Source organism: Streptomyces sp. NBC_01476 (assembly GCF_036227265.1).
Taxonomy (GTDB): Bacteria; Actinomycetota; Actinomycetes; order Streptomycetales; family Streptomycetaceae; genus Actinacidiphila.
The window spans coordinates 1,976,141-2,001,206 of sequence record NZ_CP109446.1; the positions used below are offsets into that span (position 1 = coordinate 1,976,141).

Below are 25,066 nucleotides of genomic sequence, written 5' to 3' on the forward strand. Positions count from 1 at the left end.
CGGTGCCGCGCCGGTTCAGGCCATTTCGGGAGTGGGGGTGGGCGGGGGCGGGAGGATCGGGTCGATCAGCATCAGGACGGCGGCGATCATCGCGTACGCGTCCGCTGTACCGTCCACCACCAGATCCGCCAGGGCCCGGGAGGGGGCGACATGGGCGAAGTGCCGCTCCCTCCCGCTCGCCAGATAGTTCCGCAGGGACAGCGCCGGGTCCTGCTGCTGGATCTCGATCTTGCGCAGGATCTTGCGGGCCAGCCGGATGTCGTCCGGGGTGTCCACGTAGACCCGCCAGGTCGCGCGGGCCACCACCGGGGCGAGGGTGAGCGCGAAGAGCCCCTCCACCACGACCAGCCGGTACCGCCCGCCCGAGGTCATCGCGTCCACGGCCGCGGCGACGGCGCCCTCGTCGATGGAGCCGGGATGGTTCCAGTCGAGGATCTCCGCACCGGACGCACTGCGGGTACGCACCCCGCGCAGGGGGTCGTAGAAGTCGTCGAGATGGATCAGACCGACGCTCTCGGGGTGGTGCAGCGCCAGCGCGTCGGCAAGGGTGGACTTGCCCGATGCGGTGCCGCCTGCGACCGCCAGTACAGGCACCGAATGCCTGCTCGCCACACCCGCCATACCGGGCGCTCCTTCACGTGCTCAAGGGAAAACGAAGCGGCCGGACAAGCCGGGTGCACGGAGGATAGGACCCGGCGATCGTCCACGGCAAGACATGTCGGTCACGGCGCGGCCGAGCAGGACCGGATGGCCCGTGGGAGGGTCCGCGGGAAGATCCGCAGGAAGGTCCGTGGGAAGGGCTGGGAGCACCTTGGCAAGCGGCGGGGGTCAGCCGAAGAAGACCTGGACCTCCTCGTAGAGCGACGCCGGCACCGTCTTGATGGTGGCGATCGCGTCCTTGATCGGCACCCGCACGACCCGGGTGCCCTGCAGCGCCACCATCTTCCCGAAGTCGCCCTCGCGTACCGCCTCGATCGCGTGCAGCCCGAAGCGGGTGGCGAGCCAGCGGTCGAAGGCACTGGGTGTGCCGCCGCGCTGGACGTGCCCGAGCACGGTGGTCCTGGCCTCCTTGCCGGTGCGCTTCTCGATCTGGGTGGCGAGCCATTCGCCGATGCCGGAGAGCCGGACATGGCCGAAGGAGTCCAGCGTGCCGTCCTTGAGCACCAGGTCGCCGTCCTGCGGCATCGCCCCCTCGGCGACCACCACGATCGGCGCGTAACGGATCTTGAACCGGCTCTCCACCCACGCGCAGACCTGGTCGAGGTCGAACCGCTGCTCGGGGATGAGGATGACGTTGGCGCCGCCGGCCAGCCCGGAGTGCAGGGCGATCCAGCCGGCGTGCCGGCCCATCACCTCGACGACCAGCACCCGCATATGGGACTCGGCGGTGGTGTGCAGGCGGTCGATCGCCTCGGTGGCGATGTTGACCGCGGTGTCGAAGCCGAAGGTGTAGTCGGTGGCCGACAGGTCGTTGTCGATGGTCTTCGGTACGCCGACGCACGGGATGCCGTGCTGCTCGTGGAGTTCCGCGGCGACCCCGAGGGTGTCCTCGCCGCCGATCACGATGAGCGCTTCGACGTCGTTCTCCGCGAGGTTCGCTCTGACCCGGTCGACGCCGCCTTCGGCCTTGAGCGGATTGGTCCGTGAGGACCCGAGGATGGTGCCGCCGCGGGGCAGGATGCCGCGGACGGCCGGGATGTCGAGCGGTACCGTGTCCCCCTGCAGGGGCCCGCGCCAGCCGTCCCGGAACCCGGTGAAGTCGTAGCCGTACTCCTGGACGCCTTTACGGACGATGCCGCGGATGACCGCGTTGAGACCGGGGCAGTCCCCGCCACCGGTCAGAACTCCGACCCGCATGGACTCTTCCCTTCGTCGCAAGCCAGCTGTGCCGGATGTGCAACCTCCGCCAAGCTAGCGTGACTTGGGTCACGTGTCGCCGTCCGTGCGCGCCTGTGTACGGTCGGCTGGCCGGGCCGTGCCGTCCAGCCCGCGTTCGATCGCGTAGCGGACCAGTTCGACCCGGTTGTGGAGCTGGAGTTTGCCGAGGGTGTTCTGCACGTGGTTCTGGACCGTGCGGTGCGAGATGACGAGCCGCTGCGCGATCTGCTTGTAGCTCAGGCCCTTGGCGACCAGGCGCAGCACCTCGGTCTCGCGGTCGGTGAGCCGGGGTGCGGCGGGGCCGTCGCCGGCCGCGGCGGGCGCCGGTGCGGCGGCGAGTCTGCGGTACTCGCCGAGGACGAGTCCGGCCAGCCCCGGGGTGAACACCGGGTCCCCGACGGCGGTCCGCCGGACCGCGTCCACCAGTTCCTCGCGGCCGGCCGACTTCAGCAGATAGCCGGTCGCCCCGGACTTCACCGCCTCCAGCACGTCGGTGTGCTCGCCGCTGGCGGAGAGCACCAGTACCCGTACGGCGGAGTCGTGGGCCACCACCTCCTTGCAGACCTGCACCCCGGAGGCCCCGGGCAGGTTGAGGTCGAGGACGAGCACCTGGGGGCGGGCGGCGCGGGCCCGGCGGACCGCCTCGGGGCCGTCGCCCGCCGTCGCCACCACCTTCAGCCCGGCCTCGGTGAGATCGCGGGCGACCGCGTCGCGCCACATCGGGTGGTCGTCCACGACCATCACGGTCACCGACTGCTCGCCACCCACGTCTCCGGCGGTTCCGACCGTCATCGTGTGCTGCCGCCCTTCGCTTCGCTGAGTTCTTCGGTACGGGCCGGGAGGCCGGCTCCGCCCCTGGCCCCGGCCCTGGCCGCTGCCGCCTCCTTGGGCAGCCGCAGTTCCACCTCGGTGCCCTGCCCCGGGACGGAGACCAGTTCCGCGCTGCCGCCCAGGTCGCGCAGCCGGCCGCGGATGGACTGGGCGACACCGAGCCGTCCTTCGTCCGCGGCGGCGGCCAGCCTGCCCTCGGCGATGCCGGGCCCGTCGTCCCGCACGGTGACCAGCACCGCGTCCGGTTCGTCCTCGACCAGGATCCACGCCTGCGCCCGCTCGCCGGCGTGCTTGCGGACGTTGTCCAGCGCGGCGGCGACCGCGGCGGCCAGTTCGGCGGCCGCGGCCGGGGCCAGGAGGACCGGGGTGCCGGGTGCGGACAGCGTGATCCGGGCGGAGGTCAGCGGGTTGAGCAGGGTGCGCAGGTCGTGCGGCGGACCGGTGGTGTCGCCGGCCGGGGGGCGGGGCGGCGGGGCGCCGCTGATCAGGGTGCGCAGCGCGGCCTGCTGCTCGCCGGCCAGCCGGCCGAGCTCGGCGGCCTCACCGCCGGCCTGGCTGCCGCGGTGCTGGACCATGGCCAGCACCTGGAGCACCCCGTCGTGGATGTCGCGGGCCAGCCGCTCGCGCTCCCGGGTGGCCGCCTCGATCTGCAGCGCGCGGGCCAGGGTCCGTTCGCTGGCGCGGGCGACCTCCACCACGTAACCGATGGCGATGCTGGCGATCCAGACCAGCACCAGGTTGTGCAGGGTGTCCCGGCTGGGCGTGCCGCGCTCGATCAGGTCGGCGGCGGCGACCAGCGAGGAGGCGACGGCCGCCCAGCGCCAGCCGCCCTTGACCGCGTAGGCCAGCACCGAGCCCGCGGTCCATATCGACGGCAGGGTGAAGGCGCCGGCCTGGATCCGGGCCGGCGAGTCCACCAGGCCGGTGAGCAGGATGCCGCCGACGGCCACCGTGAGGTCGGCGGCCAGGAAGCCGCGGGTGCAGCGTTCGGCGTTCTTCACCCGGCCGAGGGTGGCGAGCGTCCAGCCGGTCAGGACCGCCATGTAGACACCGCCGGGCAGCGGGTGCCGCAGCTCACCGTACGCGTGGACATAGAGCGCGACGGCGTATCCGCAGGTCAGGACCCGGTACGCGAGGAGGGCGCGCCACAGTGGCTGTTCCACCGACATCTTCATGGCCATGGCGGGCCCCCTCCCCCGTCGTACGGTCAGCTGCCGGCCTGCTCCTGCGGTCTGCCGGCGGCCGTCTCGGCCGCGGCTTTGGCGGCTTCGGCGATCTGGCGCTTGGCGGCGGTGGCGTAGATGTCGACGTACTCCTGGCCGGAGAGCTTCATGATCTCGTACATCACCTCGTCGGTGACCGAGCGCAGGATGAAGCGGTCGCCCTCCATGCCCTGATAGCGGCTGAAGTCGAGCGGCTTGCCGATCCGGATGCCGGGCCGGGGGTTGAGCTTGGGGATCACCTGGCCGGGCGGCTGGAGCTTCTCGGTGTCGATCATCGCGACCGGGATCACCGGAGCGCCGGAGGCCAGCGCGACCCGGGCAAGACCGCCCGGTTTGCCGCGGTAGAGCCGGCCGTCGGGCGACCGGGTGCCCTCGGGGTAGATACCGAAGAGCTCACCGCGGGCCAGCACCGCGACACCGCTGTTCACCGCCGCCTCGCCGGCGCCGCGGGCGCCGGAGCGGTCCACCGGGAGCTGGCCGACGCCCTTGAAGAAGGCCGCGGTCAGCTTGCCCTTGAGGCCGGGCGCGGTGAAGTACTCGGCCTTGGCGATGAAGGTGACCTGCCGGTCCAGGACCGAGGGAAGGAAGAAGGAGTCGGAGAACGACAGGTGATTGCTCGCCAGAATGGCCGGCCCCTCGCTGGGGACATTCTCCAGGCCCTCCACCCAGGGCCGGAACACAGCCTTGATGGGGTGGCCGAGAACGATCTTCATCGCGCCGTAGAACAACCGATCCTCCTGTGAGCCGACGCACTGACCTTAACGCCACCGGCGGGCGCCCGGTCCGCACCGGGCGAGGTCCGCAGGGCGTGCCTCGCGGGTGGTCCCGGCCCGGCACGTCCGATGGGGCTTACCGCCAGGTATCGGGTCCGCGTACGCTGAACTCCCGGCCTCGCGCACACACGCGTATCCAGGTGGCCGCGCACGCACGCAGCCGCGCGGCCACGTGCCCATGTACCCGCCTACCCGCGAACACGCGTCCGAACAGGAGACAACGGTGCCGCTCATGTCCGGAGCCGAACCGTACCGCCATGACGGCGGTGAGACCGGCGTGCTGCTCTGCCATGGTTTCACCGGCTCCCCGCAGTCCCTGCGCCCCTGGGGTGAATATCTGGCGGCGCGCGGGCTCAGCGTGTCGCTGCCGCTGCTGCCCGGTCACGGCACCCGCTGGCAGGACATGCAGCTCACCGGCTGGCAGGACTGGTACGCGGAGGTCGACCGGGAACTGGTGGCGCTCTCCGAACGCTGCTCCCGGGTCTTCGTGGCCGGGCTGTCGATGGGCGGCGCGCTGGCGCTGCGGCTGGCCGAGAAGCACGGGACCGCGGTCAGCGGGGTGATCCTGGTGAACCCCTCGGTGAAGGGCGACAGCGTGCAGCTGAAGGCCGTGCCGGTGCTCCGGCATCTCGTGCCGTCGGTGGCGGGCATCGCCAGCGACATCGCGGCCGAGGGCGGCTCCGAGCTCGGGTACGACCGGACCCCGCTGCACGCGGTGCACTCGCTCAGCAGGTTCTGGGGGATCGTACGGGCCGCGCTGCCGCAGGTGACCCAGCCGCTCCTGCTGCTGCACAGCCGGGTGGACCACGTGGTGCACCCGTCCAACTCGGCTGTGGTGCTCGGCAAGGTGTCGTCCACGGACGTCACGGAGATCGTGCTGGAGCGCAGCTACCACGTGGCCACGCTCGACCACGACGCGGAGCGCATCTTCACGGAGTCCTACGACTTCGTACGACGGCTGTCCGCTCCGGCGGGCGACACGGTCAAGGAGAGTACGGCCGGTGGCTGACCGCGAGGACGAGAACACCGCACCCCAGGAAGAGCCGGGCCGGCCGCCGCTGGACGAGGACGCGGCCTGGGCCGCGCTCGTGGCCGGCTATGACAACGAGCCGGCGCCGGGCGCAGAACCGGCCTGGCCGGAGGCGGAGAACGTGCCGCCCAAGGACCCCGCACCGGTCAACCAGCTGCCCCCGCCGCCGGATCGCAGCATCGTCATCCATCCGGTGATCTCCGGGCCGCGCAACTACGAACTCGTCGACGACGAGGACGACGCGCACTTCGTACCGCCGGAGCCGCCCCCGCTGCCCGAGGCCGACGTCACCACGAAGTTCGCCTGGATCGCGGTCATCGGCGGTCCGCTCCTGCTGCTCGCCTTCGTCCTCTTCGGCCTCGAACTCACCTGGTGGGCGATCCTGGTGGGCCTCGGCGGCTTCCTCGGCGGCTTCGCCACCCTCGTCACGCGGATGCGTACCGGGGACGATGACGACGACCTCCCCGGCGGCGGCGCGGTCGTCTGAGCGGCCCGCGCCGGGCCCACCGCCCACCGCCCGGGGCGGCGGACGGAAGGCCGGACGCTAGGACGCCGGGATACGGAGGGCGGCCAGCACCGGGAGATGGTCGGTGGCGGCGGTGAGGTCCTCCCGGTCGATCCCGGGAAGCGCCAGCGGCACGCCCGCGCCGAGGACTTCGATCCCCGGGGAGGCGAACACCGCGTCGATGCGCTGATAGGGGCGCTGGGCGGAGGAGGTGAACTCACCGCCCCACGGCTTGGTGGCCCAGGCGTCCTGGAGCAGGTCGGCCACCCGCGAGAACGCGCGGCCCTCGGGACGGTCGTTGAGGTCGCCGCCGGCCACGGCGTGCGGCTCGCCGAGCCCGGTGACCCGGTCGAGCAGCAGCCCCGCCTGTTCGTACCGCTCGGCTGCGTTGAGACTGAGGTGGGCGCTGAGCACCGAGAGCCGGGCACCGCCGATCCGCAGGACGGCGGTGGCGAAACCGCGCTGGTGGAGCCCCGGGGTGTGCGGGAGGAGGACGTCCTCCGTGCGCTCCACGTGGGCCCGCAGCGACGACAGGATCATCGGCCCCGCGGTGGTGGCCCCGCCGGTGACGTGGAAGAGGTCCGTCGCCCCGGCGAGCCGCGCGGCCGCCTTGCGCCAGCGGAAGAACCGCGGCGCCTCCTGGATCAGGACCAGGTCGGGGGCGCAGGCACGGATCACCCGGGCCAGCGCCGCCGTGTCGTCCCGCATGGAGCGGATGTTGTAACTCAGTACCCGAACGACCGCCGAGCCGTCGTGCTCGGTCGCCGAACCCGGCAGATCCTCCACCGTCACCCCGTCCGCTCCATCGCGTCCCGTCAGCCCTGCCGCGCCAGGTCCGCCGCTCCGACCAGTCCTGCCTTGCCGCCCAGCTGGGCCGCGAGCACCTGGGCGTGCGGCCGCCACTCCCCGCCGATCAGCCAGCGCCGGAACGACTTGCGGATCGGGTCGAGGACCAGTTCGCCCTCGTCCGACACCCCGCCGCCGACGATGAACGCGGAGGGGTCGAAGAGCGATGCCAGGTCGGCCAGGCCGGCGCCGGCCCAGCGGGCCAGCTCGCGGAACGAGTCGACGGCCACCGGGTCGCCCTGCCGGGCGGCGGCGCTGACATGCCGCCCTTCGATGCCTTCCGGGGTGCCGTCACCGAGGGCGAGCAGCACCTCGGCGTTCTCCGGGGTGGCGTTGGCCCGCTGGCGTGCGTAGCGGACCAGGGCACGACCGGAAGCGTACTGCTCCCAGCAGCCCTGGCTGCCGCACCCGCAGAGCAGCCCGTCCGGGACCACCCGGATATGACCGAATTCGGCGGCGACTCCGAACCGGCCGCGGCGCAGCTTGTTGCCGATGATGATGCCGCCGCCGAGGCCGGTGCCCAGCGTGATGCAGATCACGTCGGAGTGGCCCTGTCCGGCACCGAAGCGGTACTCCCCCCAGGCCGCGGCGTTGGCGTCGTTCTCCACCACCACCGGGAGTTCCACGCGCTGTTCGACCTTGTCCTTGAGCGCTTCGTGCCGCCAGTTGATGTTCGGCGCGAAGAGGACGGTGGCGCGCTTGTCGTCGACGTAACCGGCGGCGCCGATGCCGACGGCCTCGATCTGGTGACCGGTGCTGACCTGGCGTACCGCCTCCACGATCGCGTCCACGACGCCTTCGGGAGTCGACGGAGTAGGCACCTTGACGGTCTCGAGAATCGAGCCTTCCTCGTCGACCACCCCGGCCGCGATCTTGGTGCCGCCGATGTCGACGCCGATGGTGAGTCCCATGTGTCCCTCAGTTTTCGGTCGATCCCCGCTAAGAGAACCGTACCGGAGGAGGGGTCAGTCGAGGTCGATGTGTTCAGCGGTTGAACGCTTGGAGCTTCCGCCGGAGGTCCAGCGTGCCTCGGCCTGGGTCACCGCGGACCGGTATGCGGCCAGCAATTCGGCCCCGGCCGCGTTCAGATGATCGAAGAGGTCGGGGTTGCGCTCCACGATGGGTTCGACAACGGAACGCACCTGGGAGATGACACCCTGCGCGGCCATCTGCACCGCGGGGTTGCGCAAGGTCGCCAGCCGGTCCGTGACGGCCTCTCCGACGGCCTCCGCGAGCCGGCGCAGCTCGTCGCCCGCGCTGCCCGGTCCCTGGCCCGCCTCGGTCCGCCGGCGGGCGTGCTCGGCGCGGATGTCCTCGGCGCTGGCCTTGGCCCACGCGTCGGCGTCGGGACGGTCCGTGGCTTCGCTCATGATCGGCTCCAAACGGGGCGCTGAGGGTGTTTGCCGCTGTTTTTGCCTCGGCTCCTTCCGACGGTACCCCGAAGAGCGGCCGGGCGGACCGGTCAGCGGGGCCACAGCTCCGGATCGGGGGTGAACCGCACCCGCAGGACGCCGTCCCGCAGCGCCGCGCCCGCCACCGTGCAGCGGCGCAGCGCGGACGGCAGCGGCACGATCCGGCGGAAGCCGCCCGCGTCCACCACGAGTTCGTCGCCGCGGCGGACCAGGTCCAGGCTGTCCCGGCCGGCGCCGGGCAGCGGCAGGGACCAGATGAACTGCCCCTGGTCGGCGAGGTGTTCATCCACCGTCCAGGGTTCGGCGGCCCGCGGCCCGGTCTCCGGCACGGGCAGCGCGAGTTCCACCGGGTCGTGCGGTTCGCGGCCGAGGTGCGGGAGTTCGAGCAGCGGTACGCCGTCGGCCGCGCACTGGCCGGCGAGCGCTTTGAGGTGGTCCTGCTGGTGGGCGGAGAGCCCGGCGAGGAACGGGTCCTGGGAGGTGGTCGGCAGCAGCCGGTTGGCGGTGACGGCGGCCAGCCGGTGGCCGTACAGCGCCAGGCCGGTCCTGGCGGTGGCCAGCGCCCGGGCCGCGGCCGGGCCGGGTTCGAGGACGACGGTCACGGCGGTGTCCTGGTGCTCGATCACCGCCTGCACGGCGGCGAGTTCGCGGTCGGCGCGGGCAGCGGCGTCGTAGGCCCACTCGGCGGGCATCGGGACGCCGGCGAGCTGGGCGAGCACCGGGCGCAGCGCGCGGGCGGCCTGCCGGTCGGCGGGCAGCAACCGCCGGAGGTAGCGGCGCAGTTGCTCGGGCAGGGCGAGCAGTCCGACGGCCTCGCGGACCGGCGGCAGGTCCACCACGACCAGGTCCCAGTCCGAGGTCTCCCCGATGACCTGGGCCCGCCGCAGCGTCGTGAGCAGCGCCAGCGCGCCGGCCCCGGGCACCGGGGTCACCTCCTCGGGGTCCAGCGGGGCGGCCCCGAGCAGGCCGAGCAGGCTGCCGAGCCGGTCCTGGAGGTCCAGCAGGCCGTCCTGGAAGGCGGTGGCGGGGTCGGCGAGCGCGAGGTAGAGCCCGTCGGTCCCGGGTACCGCGCCCTCCTCGGCGAGCGGCCCGGCACCCGCGGCGGCCAGCAGTTCCGCCACGTCCTGCCGGTCACGGGTGAGCAGCAGGGTGCGGCTGCCGGTACGGGCGGCGGCCACCGCTGTCGCCGTGGCGACCGTCGTCCGGCCGGCCCCGGAGGTGCCGGTGATCAGCAGGGTGCGTACCGGTGTCACGCGTCAGGCCGACGTGCCGGTGTCGTCCGGCACGGCGGGCGCTGCGGCCGGCGCCGGGTCCGACTCCACCCGCTTCTTCAGGCCGGCGAGCGCGCGGTCGATGATGACCTTCTCCGCCTTGCGCTTGATCATGCCGAGCATGGGGATCTTGACGTCCACCGTGAGCTGGTACGTCACCTCGGTGCGGGTTCCGCCGTCGACCGGGGCGAGCGCGTAGGAGCCGTCCAGGGCGCGCAGCATCTGGGACTTCACCAGCGACCACTGCACCTCGTTGGCGCCGATCCAGCGGTACGCCAGGGTGTGGTCGTCCTTGATCGCGCCGGCGTCCAGCACCAGCCGGACCTGTTCGGCGCGGCCCGCGTCGTCGCGGCCCAGCACTTCCGCCTCTTTGACCTCCCCGGTCCATTCCGGGTAGCGGTCGAAGTCGGCGATGACCGCCATGACGGCTTCCGGCGCCGCTTCGATCGTGATGCTCGACCTCGTGTGTTCCGCCATCGCCGTGGCCCTCCGATGTGGTGCTGCTGGCTGCGGGTGAAGGCTATCGCGGCCGGAGCCGGGTGCCCGCACCGATCGGGCGCCGGTCACCACTCCAGGACCCACGGCGTGCGGGTGTGGTTGAAGTGGCCGACGTTGATGCACTCGGTGCGGCCGATCCGGGTCCGGCGCACCAGCGGCTGGTGCACATGGCCGAAGAGCGCGTACTTCGGCTGGGTCGCGCGGATCGCGTCGAGCAGTGCCTCGCTGCCGCGCTCGAAGCGGCGGGCGGTGGTGTCGTAGCACAGCTCCGGGACGGCCGGCGGGATGTGCGAGCAGAGCACGTCGACCCGGCCGAGGGCCGCCACCTTCGCGGCGTAGTCGGCGTCGTCGACCTCGTACGGGGTGCGCATCGGGGTGCGCAGACCGCCGCCGGCGAAGCCGAAGAGCCGGTCGCCGATCCGGGCGGTGGCGCCGTCCAGCACGGTGGTGCCCGGCTGGGCGTACTGCCCCCAGAGGCCGGGAATGTCGACATTGCCGTAGGTGGCGTAGGTCGGGGTGGGGAAGGCGGCGAAGAGCTCGGCGTACTGCCGGCGGACCGCGGCCTCGATGAGGGTCCCGCGGTCGAGTCCTTTCCAGAGTTCCCGGTCGAGTTCGCGGGCCTCGTCGAAGCGGCGGGCGGTGCGCAGCTCCACCATCCGGTCGGCGTTCTCCACGCCGAACAGATCGGGGAAGATCCCCCGCGAGTGGTCGCCGTAGTCCAGGAAGAGCACCAGGTCACCGAGGCAGACCAGGGCGTCGGCGCCCTCCCCGGCCCGGGCCAGCGCCTCGCTCGCACCATGGACGTCACTCACCACATGCACCCGCATGAACCCCACTTTATCGCCGCCCGGCGGGGATCCAGGGGGACGGCGGGCGGCCGAACCGGGGTCCCGCCAAGGGGGTTCAGCTGTTCCGGCGGCTCGGCCGGGTGTGTGATGCTGAAAACATCTGTTGTCGTCCCCTATCGCCGGAGCTTTACCGATGGGTAACGTCCACGCCGTCCATCACCTTCCCTCCGGGTGCGCCGTGGCACCGATGAGGAGTAGCCGCCTTGCGTGAGTTCAGCCTTCCGGCCCTGTACGAGGTCCCCGCGGACGGCAATCTGACGGACTTGATCCGCCGCAACGCCGCCCATCATCCGGACATCCCCGTCATCGGCCGCAAGGACGCCTCGGGCCGCTGGGAGGACGTCACCGCGGCCCGTTTCCTGGCCGAGGTGCGCTCCGCCGCGCGCGGCCTGATCGCCTCCGGCGTGCAGCCGGGCGACCGGGTGGCCCTGATGTCCAGGACCCGCTACGAGTGGACGCTGCTGGACTTCGCGATCTGGAGCGCCGGGGCGGTCACCGTCCCGGTGTACGAGACGTCGTCGGCGTCCCAGGTGGAGTGGATCCTCGGCGACTCGGGCGCGGTGGCCGTGGTGGTCGAGGCGGAGCCGCACGAGCGGCTGGTGGAGTCGGTACGGGTCCGGCTGCCGCAGCTCAAGCACGTGTGGCGGATCGATGCCGGGGCGGTGGAGGCGCTGCGGGAGAGCGGCACCGACATCTCGGACGCGGTGCTCGACGAGCGTTCCGGGTACGCCGGCGCCGACTCGCCTGCCACCATCGTCTACACCTCGGGCACCACCGGCCGCCCCAAGGGCTGTGTGCTCAGCCACCGCAGCTTCTTCGCCGAGTGCGGCAACGTGGTGGAGCGGCTCGGTCCGCTCTTCACCACCGGCGAGAACTCGGTGCTGCTCTTCCTGCCGCTGGCCCATGTCTTCGGCCGGCTGGTGGAGGTGGCCGCGATGATGGCACCGATCCGGCTCGGCCACGTACCCGACATCAAGAACCTCACCGGCGACCTGCAGTCGTTCCGGCCGACGCTGATCCTCGGGGTGCCGCGGGTCTTCGAGAAGGTCTACAACACCGCGCGGGCCACCGCCCAGGCGGGCGGCAAGGGCAGGATCTTCGACCGGGCGGCGGACACCGCCATCGCGTACAGCAAGGCGCTGGACACCCCGTCAGGTCCCTCGATACGGCTCAAGCTGACCCACCGCGTCTTCGACCGGCTGGTCTACAGCAAGCTGCGCGCGGTGCTCGGCGGCCGGGCCACCCACGCGATCTCCGGCGGCGCCCCGCTGGGCGCGCGGCTGGGCCACTTCTACCGCGGCATCGGCTTCACGGTGCTGGAGGGGTACGGCCTCACCGAGTCCTGCGCGGCCGCCGCCTTCAACCCCTGGGACCGTACCAAGATCGGCACGGTCGGCCAGCCGCTGCCCGGCTCCACGGTCCGGATCGCCGACGACGGCGAGGTGCTGCTCTACGGCGAGCACCTGTTCACCGGCTACTGGAACAACGACGCGGCGACAGCGGAGGCCAAGGCGCACGGCTGGTTCCACACCGGCGACATCGGCGCGCTGGACGAGGACGGCTATCTGACCATCACCGGCCGGAAGAAGGAGATCATCGTGACGGCCGGCGGCAAGAACGTCGCCCCCGCGGTGATCGAGGACCGGATCCGGGCGCAGGCGCTGATCGCCGAGGCGATGGTGGTCGGTGACGGGCGGCCGTTCGTGGCCGCGCTGATCACGCTGGACGAGGAGTTCCTGCCGCACTGGGCGGAGCAGCACGGCAAGTCCGGCCGCACGGTGGCCGAACTCGCCGGCGACCCCGATCTGCTGGCCGCCGTCCAGCACGCGGTGGACGAGGGCAACGCGGCGGTCTCGCAGGCCGAGTCGGTCCGCAAGTTCCGTATCCTGCCGACCCAGTTCACCGAGGAGTCGGGCCACCTCACCCCGTCGCTGAAGCTCAAGCGCAATGTCGTCCTGAAGGACTTCGCCCCCGAGATCGACGCGCTGTACGCGCGCTGAGCGGGGCGCGGGGCGGGGCACCTGCCGCCCCCTTCCCGCGGTGGCCGCCCGCGGCCCGGTGACCGCGGACGGCCCCCGGCCCCCTCGGGCGCCGCGTCAGAGCAGCCCCTTCAGCCGCTCGGCCAGCAGATCCCAGCGCCAGGACTCCTCCACCCACAGCCGCCCGCGGCGCCCCATGCGCGCGCGCAGCTCCGGATCCCGGAGCAGCGTGCGGATGCGGTCCGCCGCCTGCCCGGGCGACCCGCCCCGCACCACCCACCCCGTCTCCCCGTCGAGCACCGCGTCGGGCGCCCCGCCGGAGTCACCCGCCACCACCGGCAGACCCGTCGCGGACGCCTCCAGGTAGACGATGCCGAGCCCCTCCACGTCCAGACCGCCGCGCCGGGTCCTGCAGGGCATCGCGAAGACGTCACCGGCGCCGTGGTGCGCGGGGAGTTCCGACCAGGGGACGGCCCCGGTGAAGCGGACCGCCGACATCACCCCGGTGTGCTCCGCGAGCTTCTCCAGTTCGCCGCGGTACGGCCCGTCGCCGACGATCAGCAGCGCCGCGTCCGGGAACTCCCGCAGGATCCGCGGCATCGCCAGGATCAGGGTGTCCTGGCCCTTCCGTGGCACCAGCCGCGAGACGCACACCACCACCGGCCGGTCGGCGAGGCCGAGCCGGGCCCGTACCACCGCGCCGCCCGACCCGGGGTGGAAGGTCTTCTCGTCGACGCCTGGCGGCAGTTGGACCATCCGGGCGGCGGCCTGCGCGGTCAGCGCGGGGGCGATCCGGGAGCGGGTGTACTCCCCCAGATAGGTGAGGGTGTCGGTGCCCTCGCCGATCCGGCGCAGCAGCGCGCGGCTCGCCGGCAGCCGCGCCCAGCCGGCCTCGTGGCCGTGGGTCGTGCCGACCAGCCGACGGGCGCCCGCCTTCCGCAGGGCCGGCGCCATCAGGCCGAGCGGGGCGGCGGCCCCGAACCACACCGAGGTGCACCCGTGTTCCCGCAGCAGTTCCGCGGCCCGGCGGGTCACCCGCGGGGTGGGCAGCAGCATCTTCGTACGGTCACGGACCACCGGGAACGGCTGCTCGGCGTCGAAGCGGGCGACCTCGGTGCCGTCCCGCCAGGTGGAGGCGTAGACCACGACCTGCCCCGGGTCCAGCCGCAGCGCCATGCTGTGCACGAAGGACTGGATGCCGCCGGGGCGGGGCGGGAAGTCGTTGGTCACGATCAGGGTCTTGTCCATCGACGCCGACAGTACCCCCGCGGGCCGGTGGGCGGCGTTCACCCGGGTGGCGGCGCGGGTCGCGTCCGTCCGCCGGTCGGGCGACCGTTGGCATCATGATGAATAGTGTGAAAAGCACCCATATCAGCAACCCGGTCTCGGCTCTTGCCGTGTGGGCCGTCACCCGTGGCGTACTGCTGCTCTTCGTCTTCCAGGTGGCCCGCTTCCCCGGGCAGGTGATCCTGCACGACGTCTCCGACGTGTACGAGAGCTGGTATCCCGTACTGCGCGGGGGTGCCTTTCCGGCGCACGACGTGACCTGGCAGTACCCGCCCGGGGCGGCCGCGGTGATGGTGGCGCCGGGCGCGGTGCCCTTCCTCGGATACACCTCGGCGTTCTTCTGCCTGGCGCTGCTCGCGGACGCGGTGGTGCTGGGCGCGCTGCTGCGGGACGCGCGGGGGTCGGGGCGGCTGACCGGGGTGTGGGTGTGGGTCGCCGGTGTGGCCGTCGGCGGTCCGATCGTCTATGCCCGCTACGACGTGATGGTGACCGCGGTGGGCGTGGCGGCACTGCTCCTCCTGCGGCGCCGCCCGGCGGTCGCGGGGGTGCTCGCGGGGGTGGGCGCGCTGCTCAAGGTGTGGCCGGTGCTGCTGCTGATCGGGGCGCCGCGGGGGCGGGCGGTGCGGCGCGCCTGGCTGTCGGGGGCGGCCACGGTGGGCCTGGGCACCGCGCTCTTCGCCGCGACCATGCCGGGGGCCTTCTCCTTCCTCACCTTCCAGCGCGACCGGGGCACGGAGGTGGAGTCGCTGGGGGCGATGGTCTTCCACGTGGGGCGGCACCTCGGCTGGCACGGCCGGTCCACGATGCACTACGGCTCGGTGGAGTTCCTCGGCCCGCACGTCCATCTGGTGAGCGCGGCGGCGCTGGGGCTGAGCGTGCTGGCCTTCGGCTGGCTGCTGTGGTGGCGGCTGCGGGCCGTCACGTTCACGCCGTCCACCCCGTACGACGCGGCGTTCGCGGCGCTGCTGCTCTTCACCACGACCTCCCGGGTGATCAGCCCGCAGTACATGGTGTGGCTGATCGGGGCCGGCGCGGTCTGCGTCACCCTGCGGGGCACCGTCCAGCGGCTGCCGGTCCAGCTCACCTTGCTGGCGACGCTCTTCACGACCCTGGAGTTCCCCGTCTTCTTCAGCCACGTGACCCGCAGTGACCTCTGGGGCCTGCTGCTGCTCTCGGTCCGCAACGGTCTGCTGGTGGCCGCCTCGCTGATCGCCTGCCGCCGTCTCTGGCTGGCCACGGTGCCGCGCCGGGGACTCGCCGCCGAGCGGACCGGGCGTGCCGCCCAGGTCCCGCAGACGGTCCGTTCCTGACGGCCGGCCCGGTGACCGGGTGCCGTGACCGGGTGCCGGCGGCAGGTGACCGGGTGCCGGGGTCAGGTGACCGGGTCCCGGTCCTTCACGCCCCTTGCGGGTGCCAGGCCCTGGCCGTGGCGATGCGGGAAGCCGGCGTCGGGTGGGTGCCCAGCAGGAGGTGCAGGAGAGCCGGCGGAGCCGGGTCGGAGACATTGGTGACCGTCAGGCGGCGCTGCATCGCGATGAACTCCGCCGGGTCCCCGGTGAGCGCCAGTGCGTGCAGATCGGCGCGGTGCTCGATACGGCGGGACAGCGCGTGCCCGAGCGGGGAGACGAGGGTGCCGCCGAGCGAGGCGACGGCGGCGAGCAGGAAGGCCGAGCGGGGGTCGGCGAAGTGCTGGACGCCGGCCGTCGACAGCAGCGGTCCCCAGCTGACGACGGCCGCGAGCACGCAGACGCCGAGCGCCGCGCCCAGCGCGCCGAACGCCGTGCCGCGCGGCACATCGCGGTGGACGACGTGCCCGAGTTCATGGGCGACGACGAGTTCCACCTCCCGGGCGGACGCCGTGCCGAGCAGCGTGTCGTAGGCGACGATCCGCCGGGTGCGGCCGTATCCGGAGACATACGCGTTGAGCGCGGTGGTCCGCCGGGACGCGTCGGCGACCAGCACGTCACGGACCCGGACACCGTCCCGGGCGGCGAGCGCGAGCAGCGCGTCCCGCAGCGGGCCGGGTTCCATCGGCGTGAAGGTGCTGAAGAGCGGCTCGAAGACCAGCGGGGCCACAAAGGAGAGCAGGAAGGTCACCGCCGCCGCCCCGCCCGCCGCCCACGCCCACCACCAGCGGGTCGTCCCGGCGAGCGCGTAGACCGCGAAGAGCGCCCCGAGAGCCAGCGGCAGCGACACCAGCAGCCCGCGTGCCTGGTCCAGCGCCCAGCCGCCCCACCCCTGGGTGACCAGTCCGAACCGGGCCCGCACCACCCGTCCGCGTGCCGCGAACGGCAGTGTCAGCAGCTGCGGCAGCACGACGAGGGACACCGCGGCGCCCAGGACCCGCAGCGCCCACGCGTCCCCGAACGCTCCGATCAGCCGCGCCCCGCCGGAGGTCAGGCCGAGCGCGAGCAGCAGCGCCGTGGACACCGCCCACGAACCGGCCACCGCCGGCAGCACCCCGCGCCGCAGCGCCCGGGCCCTGGCGATGTGCTCCGGCGTGAAGTCCGCGGTGCCGGCATCGGCGCTGCCGCTCATCCCAGCTCCCCTTCCACGTAGCTCCGCCAGCGGGCGGTGAAGGCCGGCAGGCTCAGCCCGACCGCCGCCCGCAGCCGGGTGTCCAGGCTGCCGCCCCTGGCCACTGCCCGGTAGAAGGCGGTGAGCGTCGCGGGCGACCACTGGTCGGCGATCATCCGGCAGGCCAGCCAGCCCCCTTCGTACGCCTGCGGCAGCCGCGCCGCGGTCGCCGCGAAGTCCGCGTCGGACGGCAGCGCGCCGGGCACCCGGCCCGCCGCGACGTCCTTGGTCAGCTCCGGTGCGATCTCCGGCGCGGTCCGCCCGGAGTCGCGGTAGGCGACCCAGTCGGCGATGCCCTCCGAGAGCCACAGCGGGGTGCCGGCGCCGGTGGCCAGCCGGGTGGCGACGTGCGTGGTCTCGTGGGTGAACACGACCTGCCGGCCGAAGGCGGAAAGGTCCGCGAACGCCTCGGGGTTGACGATCACCCGGTCGGCGGGGGCGGCGGCGTTGGCGCCGAGTTCGCCGGTGGTGACGGCCGCGATGTCGCGGTAGCCGGCCGGGTCCGCGCCCAGCAGCGCGCCCAGTTGCCCGAGCGTGGCGGGCGCCTCGACCACCACCTTGCCGGGCCAGCCGGTGCCCCACGCGTGGGTCACCTCGGGCACCGCCTGGTCGGCGTCGTCCGCGTAGCCGCGCAGCACCGCCCGGTCGCCGAGCCCGAGCACCAGGCTGTGAGTACCGCGCACCACTTGGACCGCCCCCTGGTCCCACAGCTGTACGGCGGTGCGGTGGCCGCTCACCGCTCCGTCGGAGTCGGCGGCGACGTACCACCGCCCGCCGTGCTCGGCGAGCGTCAGATACGCGGTGGAGACCACCGGCTCGGTGTCGTAGCCGCGCAGCCGGTAACCGAGCCGGACCTCGACCGCGGCCCGCCGGGTGCCGTCCGCGGAGGCGGCGTCGGGCAGCGCGAAGGCGCCGGTGCGGACCACGGTGTACGACCAGGCGGCCAGCGGAACGTCCGCCAGGTTGCTGAACATCGCGCTCTGCCGGGCCCGGAACGCCGTGGCCCGCGGGTCGATCCCGGCGAGGAAGGCCGCCTTGTCGTGGTGGAGCACGGCCGCGGCCTGCCGGCCGAGCAGCTGCCGGGCCGCGGTCTCGGTGGCGTTCGCGGGGGCCTCGCGGGAGCCCGTGGAGCAGCCGCCGGCCAGCACCGCCAGCACGGCGAGAGCCGCCGCCCAGGAGCGGACGGCGGCCCGGGGGCGTGCTGCGGTCACGGTGGGCACGCGCCCGATCGTACGGCCCCGCGGGCCGCCCGGGGTCAGCCGGTGGGACGGGTCACTGCGGTGACCGGCATCATGCCGACCGGGTCGTACCTGACCCGGGCGCCCGGGTAGGGGGCGTGGATGACCTGGCCGCCGCCGACGTACATGCCGACGTGACTGGCGTCACCGCGGTAGATCACCAGATCGCCGGGGCGGGCCTGGTCCAGCGGGACCCGGGTGCCGGCGTTGGCCTGCTCCTGGGAGGTGCGGGGCAGCGAGACGCCGGCCTGCTGGTAGGCGTAGACCATCAGGCCGGAACAGTCGAAGGCGTGGGGCCCCGCGGCGCCCCACACATAGGGCGACCCGACCAGCCCGCGGGCGGCGGCCACCGCGACGGCGGCCCGGCCGGAGGAGGCGGGCAGCGGGGCGATGCCCGGTGTCGTACGGTCCCGGGAGGCGCGTTCGCTCATCCCGGGGGTGTAGGCGGCCCGCTGGGCGGCGGGCAGCACGTTGAGGATGCGCTGGGCGGCGGCCAGCGACTTCTGCACCGCTTTCTTCCGCTGGGCCAGCAGGGCGCCGGACTGCCGCAGTTCGGCCAGCTTGTCGGCGGCCTCGCCGCGCTGCTGCACCAGCGTCCGCTCGGCGTTCTGGAGTTGCTTCAGCCGCCCGGCCTGCTGGTCGCCGATCCGGCTGATGGTGGCCACGCGGCCGAGATAGTCGGCGGGGGTGTCGGAGAGCAGCAGCGCGAGCGCGGGGTCGATGCCGCCCTCGCGGTACTGCGAGGCGGCCAGGGTGCCGATCTCGTCGCGGAGTTCGTTGACCCGCTGCTGGCCCTTGGCGGCCCGGTCCTGGAGCGAAGTCAGCTCGTCCCGCAGCCGCTTGGTGCGTTCCTGGGAGGCGTCGTACTGCTGGGTGGCCTGTTCGGCCTGCTGGTAGAGCCGGTCGAGCCGGTCCAGCTGCGACGCGTGGTCCTGGGCGCCGCCCGACGGGTCCGCACTGGCCATCTGCGCGGCGCCGCCGGAGAGGGCCGCGGTGGCCGCGGCAGCCGCGGAGAGCACGGTGACGCGGGTGGTACGGGCGGCCAGGCCCGGCTGCGGAAAGCGTCGATGGGAAGCCACAGCGGCAGACAGTAACCACATGGTGGCGGAGAGTACAAAGGGCTGCCGCCCGTACATATGAACACTCCGGCGCCGCGCCGCAGGTCACACGGCCAGGAGCGGTCACCGGGCCCGGCAGCGGTCACCCGAACGCCGTACGCGGGGAGCGGCCGGGGTTGCCGCCTCGGCCCTGTCCACCGGGTCCACCGGGTCCACCGCGTCCGATGTGCCCACCGCGTCCGTCGCGCCGGGTCGGACACCAGGGGGTGGGTCAGATACGGACGCCGAACTCGAAGGGCATGTCGTTCATCGACTCGTACCGCACCACAGCGCCCGGCTTCGGGGCGTGCAGCACCAGGCCGTTGCCCGCGTAGAGGCCGACGTGGTGGTAGTCGCCGTAGAAGATCACCAGGTCGCCGACGCCCAGCTGGGAGGCGGAGTAGATCCGGGTGCCGGCGTTGGCCTGCTCCTGGGAGGTCCGGGGTATGGAGACACCGGCCTGCGCGTAGGCGTAGGAGGTGAGGCCGGAGCAGTCGAAGGAGCCGGGGCCGGTGGCGCCGTAGACGTACGGCTTGCCGAGTTCGTTCTGCGCGGCGGCGAAGGCGGCGCCGGCCCGCTGGGTGGCCGGCACGGCGTTGCCGAGGTTGACCCGGGAGCTGGCCCGGCTGGCGGCGAGGGCGTCCTGCTGGGCGATCTGCGCGCGCTGCTGGGCGGTGAGCGAGTTGAGCACCGCCTGCGCCTGGGAGAGCTTCTCCTTGGCCTCGTTCTTGCGCTTCGCCAACTCCGCGCGGGTGCTCTGGAGTTCGGCGAGCTTGCTGGTGGCCTCGGCGCGGGACTGGTCCAGGGTCCGCTTGGCGTCCTGGAGTTGGTCGAGCGCGCCGACCTGGAGCGAACTGAGCTGGTCCATGGTGGTGGCCTGCTGCAAATACGTGTCCGGGTTGGCCGACAAGAAGAGCTGGAGCATCGGGTCGATGCCGCCGTTGCGGTACTGGGAGGCGGCGAGGGTGCCGAGGCCGTCCCGGAGCTGGTTGAGGTGCTGCTGCTGCCGGGCGACCTGGTCCTGAAGGCTTGAGGCGTCCTTCTGGAGGGTAGTCAACTTCTCGCTGGCGGCGTCGAGCTTCTCGGTGGCCTGCTCCGCCTGGGTGTAAAGGGCGTCGACCTTGGCCTTGGCGTCCTTGACGGTGGGCTTTGCGGGGGCGGCGTTCGCAGCTTGCGCGGAGAGGGCGACCGCGGCTGCGGCGGTCGCGGTCAGCACGGTCACACGCGTGCGGGTTGCCGGCTTGGGTCGACGGTGGGACGCCACGAAGGCGAGCTCCTTCTTCCTTCAGCCGCCTACCGGTTCAGCTGGCGGGCGGCCCCCGAGCGCCATCCGGGTTGGATGATCGACTGCGCGGAGGTTCGACGCCTGACCTTAGTGACCTTCCTGTGATCGGATCAAATCTTTGTAGGCAAAATCTCGACCGGTTCGCACATTCTTTACGTCAGTCGCACCAGCGGTGAGGGCCACGCGACGCTGAGTTGCTCGAACACGCCCGAACAACCCTGCGGCGCAAGCGGGTTGAGCCGGACAGGGCGGGGCGGCGGAAGGCGGCGGACCGGCACGGACCGGAGGTCAGACGCGGACCGGGGGTCAGACGCGGGCGAGGCGCTTGAGCAGCAGGGTGGAGGCCACCGGGCGGGCGCCGGCCTTGGCGACGCCGTCGGCCACCTCACGGTCGGCGGAGACCACCACGATCTGGCGGCCCGGCGGTTCCGCGCGCACCAGGCGGCGGATCAGCTCGTCCGCCGTCTCCCCGGCCTTGCTGAAGAGCACCCGCACCCCGCGCGGCGGCGCGAGCAGCACCGGCATGTCGAGATCGGCGCCGTCGAAGACGCAGGTGACCTCCGCGCCGCTCTGCGCGGCCAGCGCCGCCAGGCCGCCGAGCAGCCGCAGCCGCTGCTTCTCCAGCGGCAGCGACGGATAGCCGGTCTTGGTGACGTTGTAGCCGTCCACCACCAGATGCGCCTGCGGCAGCGCGAGCAACTGGTCGAGCAGCTGCGGATCCGTCGCGGACAGCGCCCGCGTGGCGATGTCGTGCGCGCTGAACTGGCCGGGCGCCACCGCCTCCACCGTGTCGGCGGGCCGGACGCCGATCGTGTCCCGGGGCGGCAGCGCGAGTTCGCGGCGCAGCCCGGCGGCGGCGTCCAGCACGGTGTCGAGCAGCAGCCGCAGCCGTACGTCCTCGACGCTGCGCCCCTCGCGCACCGCCCGCCGGCCGGCCTCCATCACCGCTTCGGCCTCGGTCAGCCGGGTCCGCAGCCGGCGCGCCTCGGCCTCGGCGGCGGCCCGGTCGCGTTCGGCGGCGGCGCGTACGTCGTCCACCTCGTTCTGCAGCTTCCGCTGGGCGGCCTCCGCCCGCTTGACGTCGCTGTGCGCGGCGCGCAGCTTGCGGTGCAGGGCGTCGCTCTCCTTGCGGACCGTCTCCAGCTCGCTGCGCGCCCGGATGGCCTCGGTGCGGGCCTGGGCACGCAGCTCGTCGACCTCCTCGCGCAGCCGGGCCAGCTCGGCGAGCGTCTCCTCGTCGGCGCGCTCGGCGTCCGCCCGCTGCGCCTCCTCCCCCGCGGTGGCGACCAGCTTCGCCCAGCCGGCCGGCCGCAGCAGGTAGGCAGCGGCGGCCACGTCGAGCGGGTCCGCGGCGGGCGGCGGGGTGCCGCCGTCCAGCGCCTCGGTCAGCTCCGGCTGGACCTCGCGCAGCTTGCCCGCGACCTTCAGCCGGAAGCCGGCGTCCGACTCCAGAGCGGCGGCCAGCGCGGTGGCCGCGTACTTCACACGTCTGGACGGGGTGAAGCGGGCATAGGGCCGCAGCGACACCGGCAGATCGGCGTAGGTGAAACCGCCGAAGGCGTCGGCCGCGATGGCGACGACGCGATGCCGTACGCCCTCGGGCAGCGGTCGGTCGAGCGCGGGCTCGCCCGCACCGCCCTCGCTCGCCCCGGCGTCCGGAACGCCGCCGCTACCGTCCACCAGTCACTCCCGTCCGGTTTCCTCGGCGCCCTCCCGGCCCCCTTCGATCCCTCGGCCGCCGTCTGCTGTATCCATTGTCCCCGTTGCGGAGGTGAATCCGGTAAGTACCTCGTTCGCGGTTCGGCAACGGCTGGGCGGCCGGTCGGCACGGGCGTGTCCGGGTCACCCTACGGCCTCGGCGGTCCGGCGCGCTGCGGCGAGGCGACCTTTGTCCGGTACGCCCGTTCCGTCATCATCGGTCCATGGTCATCCCGGTGTACGACAAGAACCCGGTCCACCGCACGCCGGTCGTGACGTACACGCTGATCGGCCTGTGCACCGCGGTGTTCCTGCTGGGCCCGCTCTCCGGCTTCACCCCGGCCTACGGCGGCGGCCACCGGCTGGTCTGCGAACAGGCGCTCTACTTCAACCGCTGGGGTGTCATCCCGGCCGAGCTCTTCCATGGCAAGCTGCCACCGGGCCGGCTCGACCTGCCGGCCGGCTGCCCGGTCCCGCACGGCTACGGGAAGTCGCCGTTCCTCTCCGTGCTCACCGCGCTCTTCCTGCACGGCGGCTGGGTGCACCTTGTCGGCAACATGCTCTTCCTGTGGGTCTTCGGCGACAACGTCGAGAACCGCATGGGCCGGGTCCGCTTCGCCCTCTTCTACGTGACGGCCGGCTACCTGGCCACGTACGGCTTCGCCTTCGGACACAGCGACGACGCACAGAGCCTGGTGGGAGCCTCGGGAGCCATCTCCGGCGCGCTCGGGGCCTACCTCTACCTCTATCCGAAGTCCCGGGTCACCAGTCTCTTCCCGTTCCTGTTCTTCATCCCGCTGCGCTTCCCCGCGTGGATGGTGCTCGGCTTCTGGTTCGTGCTGCAGTGGCTCGCCGCGCAGACCGCCCAGGGGGGTCCCGGTGTGGCCTATCTCGCCCACGTGGTGGGCTTCGCCTTCGGCTTCCTCTGCGCGTGGGTCTGCTACCGGCCCCGGCGTAAGGTGAGGCTCGTCATCACGCCGACCCAGGGAGACATTCAGCCGTGATCACCGCGATCGTGCTCATCAAGACGTCTGTCGACCGCATCCCGGAGATCGCCGAGTCGATCGCCGCGCTCGACAACGTCAGCGAGGTCTACTCGGTGACCGGCAACTACGACCTCGTCGCGCTGGTGCGGGTGGCCCGCCACGACGACCTGGCCGACATCATCCCGGGGCGGATCTCCAAGATCCCGGGCGTGCGGGTGACCGATACGCATGTCGCCTTCCGCACCTACTCCCAGCACGACCTGGAGGCCGCGTTCGCCATCGGGCTGGACGCGTAGCCCGCAGCGCGGCCGGGAGAGCCGGTCCCCTTCCCGCCCGGCTGTCCCGATCGCCGGGCGGGTCCGTCTTTCACGTGTTCCCCGTGTCCTACCGGGGTGTCCTACCGGGCCGGTACGCAGCGGCCGTTCTCGGTGCGGTAGGTCCACTGGGCGCCGGTGCGGACGAGGGTGGTGACCGCCGCGAGGAACCGGGTGATGTGCTCGTCCGGGGTGCCGGCGCCGAAGCTGACGCGGATGGCGTTGAGCGCACGCTCGCCGGGGGCCGCGTCGGGGGCGCCGCAGGCACCCGGCTCGTCGGGCTCGGCGTCGAGGAGGGTGCGGACCAGCGGGTGCGCGCAGAAGAGCCCGTCGCGGACCCCGATGCCGTACTCCGCGGAGAGCGCCGCGGCGAAGTGCGAGCTGTTCCAGCCCTGGACGACGAAGGAGAGGACGCCGACCCGCTCGGAGTGCTCACCGAAGAGCGACAGGACCCGCACCTCGGGGATGCCCGCGAGCCCTTCCCGCAGCCGGCCGAGCAACTGCCGCTCCCGGGCCACCAGACGGTCGAAGCCCGCCTCGGTGAGGGCCCGGCAGGCGGCCGCGATCGCGTAGGCGCCGATCACATTGGGCGACCCGGCCTCGTGCCGGGCGGCGACCGAGGTGTGCCACTCGACGTCCAGCGTGCCGTCGGCCCGCCGGGCGACCTTCCGGGTGGCGCCGCCGCCCGCCAGGTACGGCTCGGCCTCGCGCAGCCAGTCCGGGCGCCCGGCCAGCACACCGGCGCCGAAGGGCGCGTAGAGCTTGTGCCCGGAGAAGGCGACCCAGTCCACGTCGAGCGCGGCGATGTCGACCGGGTGGTGCGGAGCGAGCTGCGCCGCGTCGAGCACGATCCGGGCGCCGTGCCGGTGCGCGGCGGCGGCCAGCTTCCGCACCGGCCACACCTCGCCGGTCACATTGGACGCCCCGGTGACGCACACCAGCTTGGGCCCCTTGGGGGCGCCGTGCAGGGCCACATCGAGCGCGGCGACCGCCTGCTCGGGAGTCCGCGGCGCCGCCAGCCAGGTGACCTGAGCGCCTTCCGCCCGCTGCCACGGGAGCAGCGACGCGTGGTGCTCGGTGTCGAAGACGTAGACCTGCGTTCCGGCCGGCAGCACCGACGCCAGCAGGTTGAGCGAGTCGGTGGTGGAGCGGGTGAAGATGACCTCGTCGTCGGGGCGACAGCCGAGGAACTCCGCGACGGTCGCCCGGCTCTGCTCGAAGAGGTCGGTGGACAGCTGCGACAGATAGCCCGCACCGCGGTGCACACTGCCGTAGTAGGGCGCGTACGCGGCCACGTCGTCCCACACCCGCTGGAGCGCCGGTGCGCTCGCCGCGTAGTCAAGGGCCGCATACGTGACCTCGCCGCCCGTCACCAGCGGGACCCGAACGTCCCGTCCCAGCACCGGCAGCGGCGTACACACGTCCGCCTCGGCGGAGGGGGTGACGGCGGCAGTGGCGGTGGCAGGGCTGATCACTGTCATGACAGAGCT

24 protein-coding genes are annotated in these 25,066 nt (G+C 73.0%); 6 read left to right on the forward strand and 18 right to left on the reverse strand.

What is annotated here, in order from left to right; genetic code table 11:
- Positions 1 to 15: 15 nt before the first annotated feature.
- From OG552_RS08620 to OG552_RS08640, 5 genes are all read right to left on the reverse strand, one after another.
- On the reverse strand, positions 16 to 621 hold the full coding sequence (locus OG552_RS08620) for a uridine kinase family protein (RefSeq protein WP_329130904.1): 606 nt from the start codon (positions 619 to 621) through the stop codon (positions 16 to 18).
- A 207-nt stretch (positions 622 to 828) separates the two neighbouring features.
- Complete coding sequence (locus OG552_RS08625; protein ID WP_329130906.1) at positions 829 to 1,857, reverse strand: 6-phosphofructokinase; 1,029 nt, start codon at positions 1,855 to 1,857, stop codon at positions 829 to 831.
- 69 nt (positions 1,858 to 1,926) lie between these two features.
- The gene (locus OG552_RS08630) at positions 1,927 to 2,670 is read right to left on the reverse strand and encodes a response regulator transcription factor (protein WP_329130908.1); all 744 of its coding nucleotides are present in this window, start codon (positions 2,668 to 2,670) and stop codon (positions 1,927 to 1,929) included.
- The gene (macS, locus tag OG552_RS08635; RefSeq protein ID WP_443070893.1) at positions 2,667 to 3,890 is read right to left on the reverse strand and encodes a MacS family sensor histidine kinase; all 1,224 of its coding nucleotides are present in this window, start codon (positions 3,888 to 3,890) and stop codon (positions 2,667 to 2,669) included. The genes OG552_RS08630 and macS overlap by 4 nt, the downstream gene beginning before the upstream one ends.
- Positions 3,891 to 3,916: 26 nt before the next feature.
- Positions 3,917 to 4,660, reverse strand: coding sequence for a lysophospholipid acyltransferase family protein (locus tag OG552_RS08640; protein WP_329130910.1), 744 nt, complete (start codon positions 4,658 to 4,660; stop codon positions 3,917 to 3,919).
- Positions 4,661 to 4,928: 268 nt separating this feature from the next.
- Here OG552_RS08640 and OG552_RS08645 point away from each other — a divergent pair, with 268 nt between their 5' ends.
- On the forward strand, positions 4,929 to 5,714 hold the full coding sequence (locus tag OG552_RS08645) for an alpha/beta hydrolase (protein ID WP_329130912.1): 786 nt from the start codon (positions 4,929 to 4,931) through the stop codon (positions 5,712 to 5,714).
- Entirely contained in the window at positions 5,707 to 6,222 is a 516-nt protein-coding gene (locus tag OG552_RS08650) for a hypothetical protein (protein WP_329130914.1), read from the forward strand. Before OG552_RS08645 ends, OG552_RS08650 begins: the two co-directional genes overlap by 8 nt.
- A gap of 57 nt (positions 6,223 to 6,279) precedes the next feature.
- Here the strand turns inward: OG552_RS08650 and OG552_RS08655 are convergent, their stop codons facing one another.
- From OG552_RS08655 to OG552_RS08680, 6 genes are all read right to left on the reverse strand, one after another.
- Positions 6,280 to 7,032, reverse strand: coding sequence for an endonuclease/exonuclease/phosphatase family protein (locus OG552_RS08655; RefSeq protein WP_329130916.1), 753 nt, complete (start codon positions 7,030 to 7,032; stop codon positions 6,280 to 6,282).
- Positions 7,033 to 7,055: 23 nt separating this feature from the next.
- On the reverse strand, positions 7,056 to 7,997 hold the full coding sequence (locus OG552_RS08660; protein ID WP_329130918.1) for an ROK family glucokinase: 942 nt from the start codon (positions 7,995 to 7,997) through the stop codon (positions 7,056 to 7,058).
- Between the two features lie 54 nt (positions 7,998 to 8,051).
- Positions 8,052 to 8,456 carry a DUF5304 family protein gene (locus tag OG552_RS08665; RefSeq protein WP_329130920.1) on the reverse strand — a complete coding sequence of 135 codons (405 nt, stop codon included), beginning with the start codon at positions 8,454 to 8,456 and terminating at the stop codon, positions 8,052 to 8,054.
- A 92-nt stretch (positions 8,457 to 8,548) separates the two neighbouring features.
- On the reverse strand, positions 8,549 to 9,751 hold the full coding sequence (locus OG552_RS08670) for an ArsA family ATPase (RefSeq protein WP_329130922.1): 1,203 nt from the start codon (positions 9,749 to 9,751) through the stop codon (positions 8,549 to 8,551).
- A 3-nt stretch (positions 9,752 to 9,754) separates the two neighbouring features.
- Positions 9,755 to 10,246, reverse strand: coding sequence for an SRPBCC family protein (locus OG552_RS08675; protein WP_329130924.1), 492 nt, complete (start codon positions 10,244 to 10,246; stop codon positions 9,755 to 9,757).
- An 86-nt stretch (positions 10,247 to 10,332) separates the two neighbouring features.
- Positions 10,333 to 11,094, reverse strand: coding sequence for a metallophosphoesterase family protein (locus OG552_RS08680; protein WP_329130925.1), 762 nt, complete (start codon positions 11,092 to 11,094; stop codon positions 10,333 to 10,335).
- Positions 11,095 to 11,318: 224 nt separating this feature from the next.
- Between OG552_RS08680 and OG552_RS08685 the strand changes: the two genes are divergently transcribed.
- The gene (locus tag OG552_RS08685; RefSeq protein WP_329130927.1) at positions 11,319 to 13,115 is read left to right on the forward strand and encodes an AMP-dependent synthetase/ligase; all 1,797 of its coding nucleotides are present in this window, start codon (positions 11,319 to 11,321) and stop codon (positions 13,113 to 13,115) included.
- A 96-nt stretch (positions 13,116 to 13,211) separates the two neighbouring features.
- Here OG552_RS08685 and OG552_RS08690 read toward each other — a convergent pair whose 3' ends face one another.
- A complete protein-coding gene (locus OG552_RS08690; RefSeq protein WP_329130929.1) occupies positions 13,212 to 14,342 on the reverse strand; it encodes a glycosyltransferase family 4 protein in 1,131 nt (376 codons plus the stop codon).
- A gap of 98 nt (positions 14,343 to 14,440) precedes the next feature.
- Between OG552_RS08690 and OG552_RS08695 the strand changes: the two genes are divergently transcribed.
- Positions 14,441 to 15,691 carry a glycosyltransferase 87 family protein gene (locus OG552_RS08695; RefSeq protein WP_443070894.1) on the forward strand — a complete coding sequence of 417 codons (1,251 nt, stop codon included), beginning with the start codon at positions 14,441 to 14,443 and terminating at the stop codon, positions 15,689 to 15,691.
- A gap of 85 nt (positions 15,692 to 15,776) precedes the next feature.
- On the opposite strand, the gene OG552_RS08700 is transcribed toward OG552_RS08695, so the two are convergent.
- From OG552_RS08700 to OG552_RS08720, 5 genes are all read right to left on the reverse strand, one after another.
- The gene (locus OG552_RS08700) at positions 15,777 to 16,919 is read right to left on the reverse strand and encodes a M48 family metalloprotease (protein ID WP_329130934.1); all 1,143 of its coding nucleotides are present in this window, start codon (positions 16,917 to 16,919) and stop codon (positions 15,777 to 15,779) included.
- Positions 16,916 to 18,178, reverse strand: coding sequence for a hypothetical protein (locus tag OG552_RS08705; RefSeq protein WP_329130936.1), 1,263 nt, complete (start codon positions 18,176 to 18,178; stop codon positions 16,916 to 16,918). The genes OG552_RS08700 and OG552_RS08705 overlap by 4 nt, the downstream gene beginning before the upstream one ends.
- 35 nt (positions 18,179 to 18,213) lie before the next feature.
- Complete coding sequence (locus OG552_RS08710) at positions 18,214 to 19,275, reverse strand: C40 family peptidase (protein ID WP_329130938.1); 1,062 nt, start codon at positions 19,273 to 19,275, stop codon at positions 18,214 to 18,216.
- A 250-nt stretch (positions 19,276 to 19,525) separates the two neighbouring features.
- Positions 19,526 to 20,557, reverse strand: a complete 1,032-nt coding sequence (locus OG552_RS08715) for a C40 family peptidase (RefSeq protein ID WP_329130940.1) — start codon at positions 20,555 to 20,557, stop codon at positions 19,526 to 19,528.
- A gap of 327 nt (positions 20,558 to 20,884) precedes the next feature.
- A complete protein-coding gene (locus OG552_RS08720; RefSeq protein WP_329140674.1) occupies positions 20,885 to 22,261 on the reverse strand; it encodes an NYN domain-containing protein in 1,377 nt (458 codons plus the stop codon).
- 239 nt (positions 22,262 to 22,500) lie between these two features.
- Here OG552_RS08720 and OG552_RS08725 point away from each other — a divergent pair, with 239 nt between their 5' ends.
- Complete coding sequence (locus OG552_RS08725) at positions 22,501 to 23,280, forward strand: rhomboid family intramembrane serine protease (RefSeq protein ID WP_329130942.1); 780 nt, start codon at positions 22,501 to 22,503, stop codon at positions 23,278 to 23,280.
- On the forward strand, positions 23,277 to 23,558 hold the full coding sequence (locus OG552_RS08730) for an Lrp/AsnC family transcriptional regulator (protein ID WP_329130944.1): 282 nt from the start codon (positions 23,277 to 23,279) through the stop codon (positions 23,556 to 23,558). The genes OG552_RS08725 and OG552_RS08730 overlap by 4 nt, the downstream gene beginning before the upstream one ends.
- A 101-nt stretch (positions 23,559 to 23,659) precedes the next feature.
- Here the strand turns inward: OG552_RS08730 and OG552_RS08735 are convergent, their stop codons facing one another.
- Positions 23,660 to 25,057: an aminotransferase class V-fold PLP-dependent enzyme gene (locus OG552_RS08735; protein WP_329130946.1), complete on the reverse strand. Its 1,398-nt coding sequence runs from the start codon at positions 25,055 to 25,057 to the stop codon at positions 23,660 to 23,662.
- Positions 25,058 to 25,066: the final 9 nt, after the last annotated feature.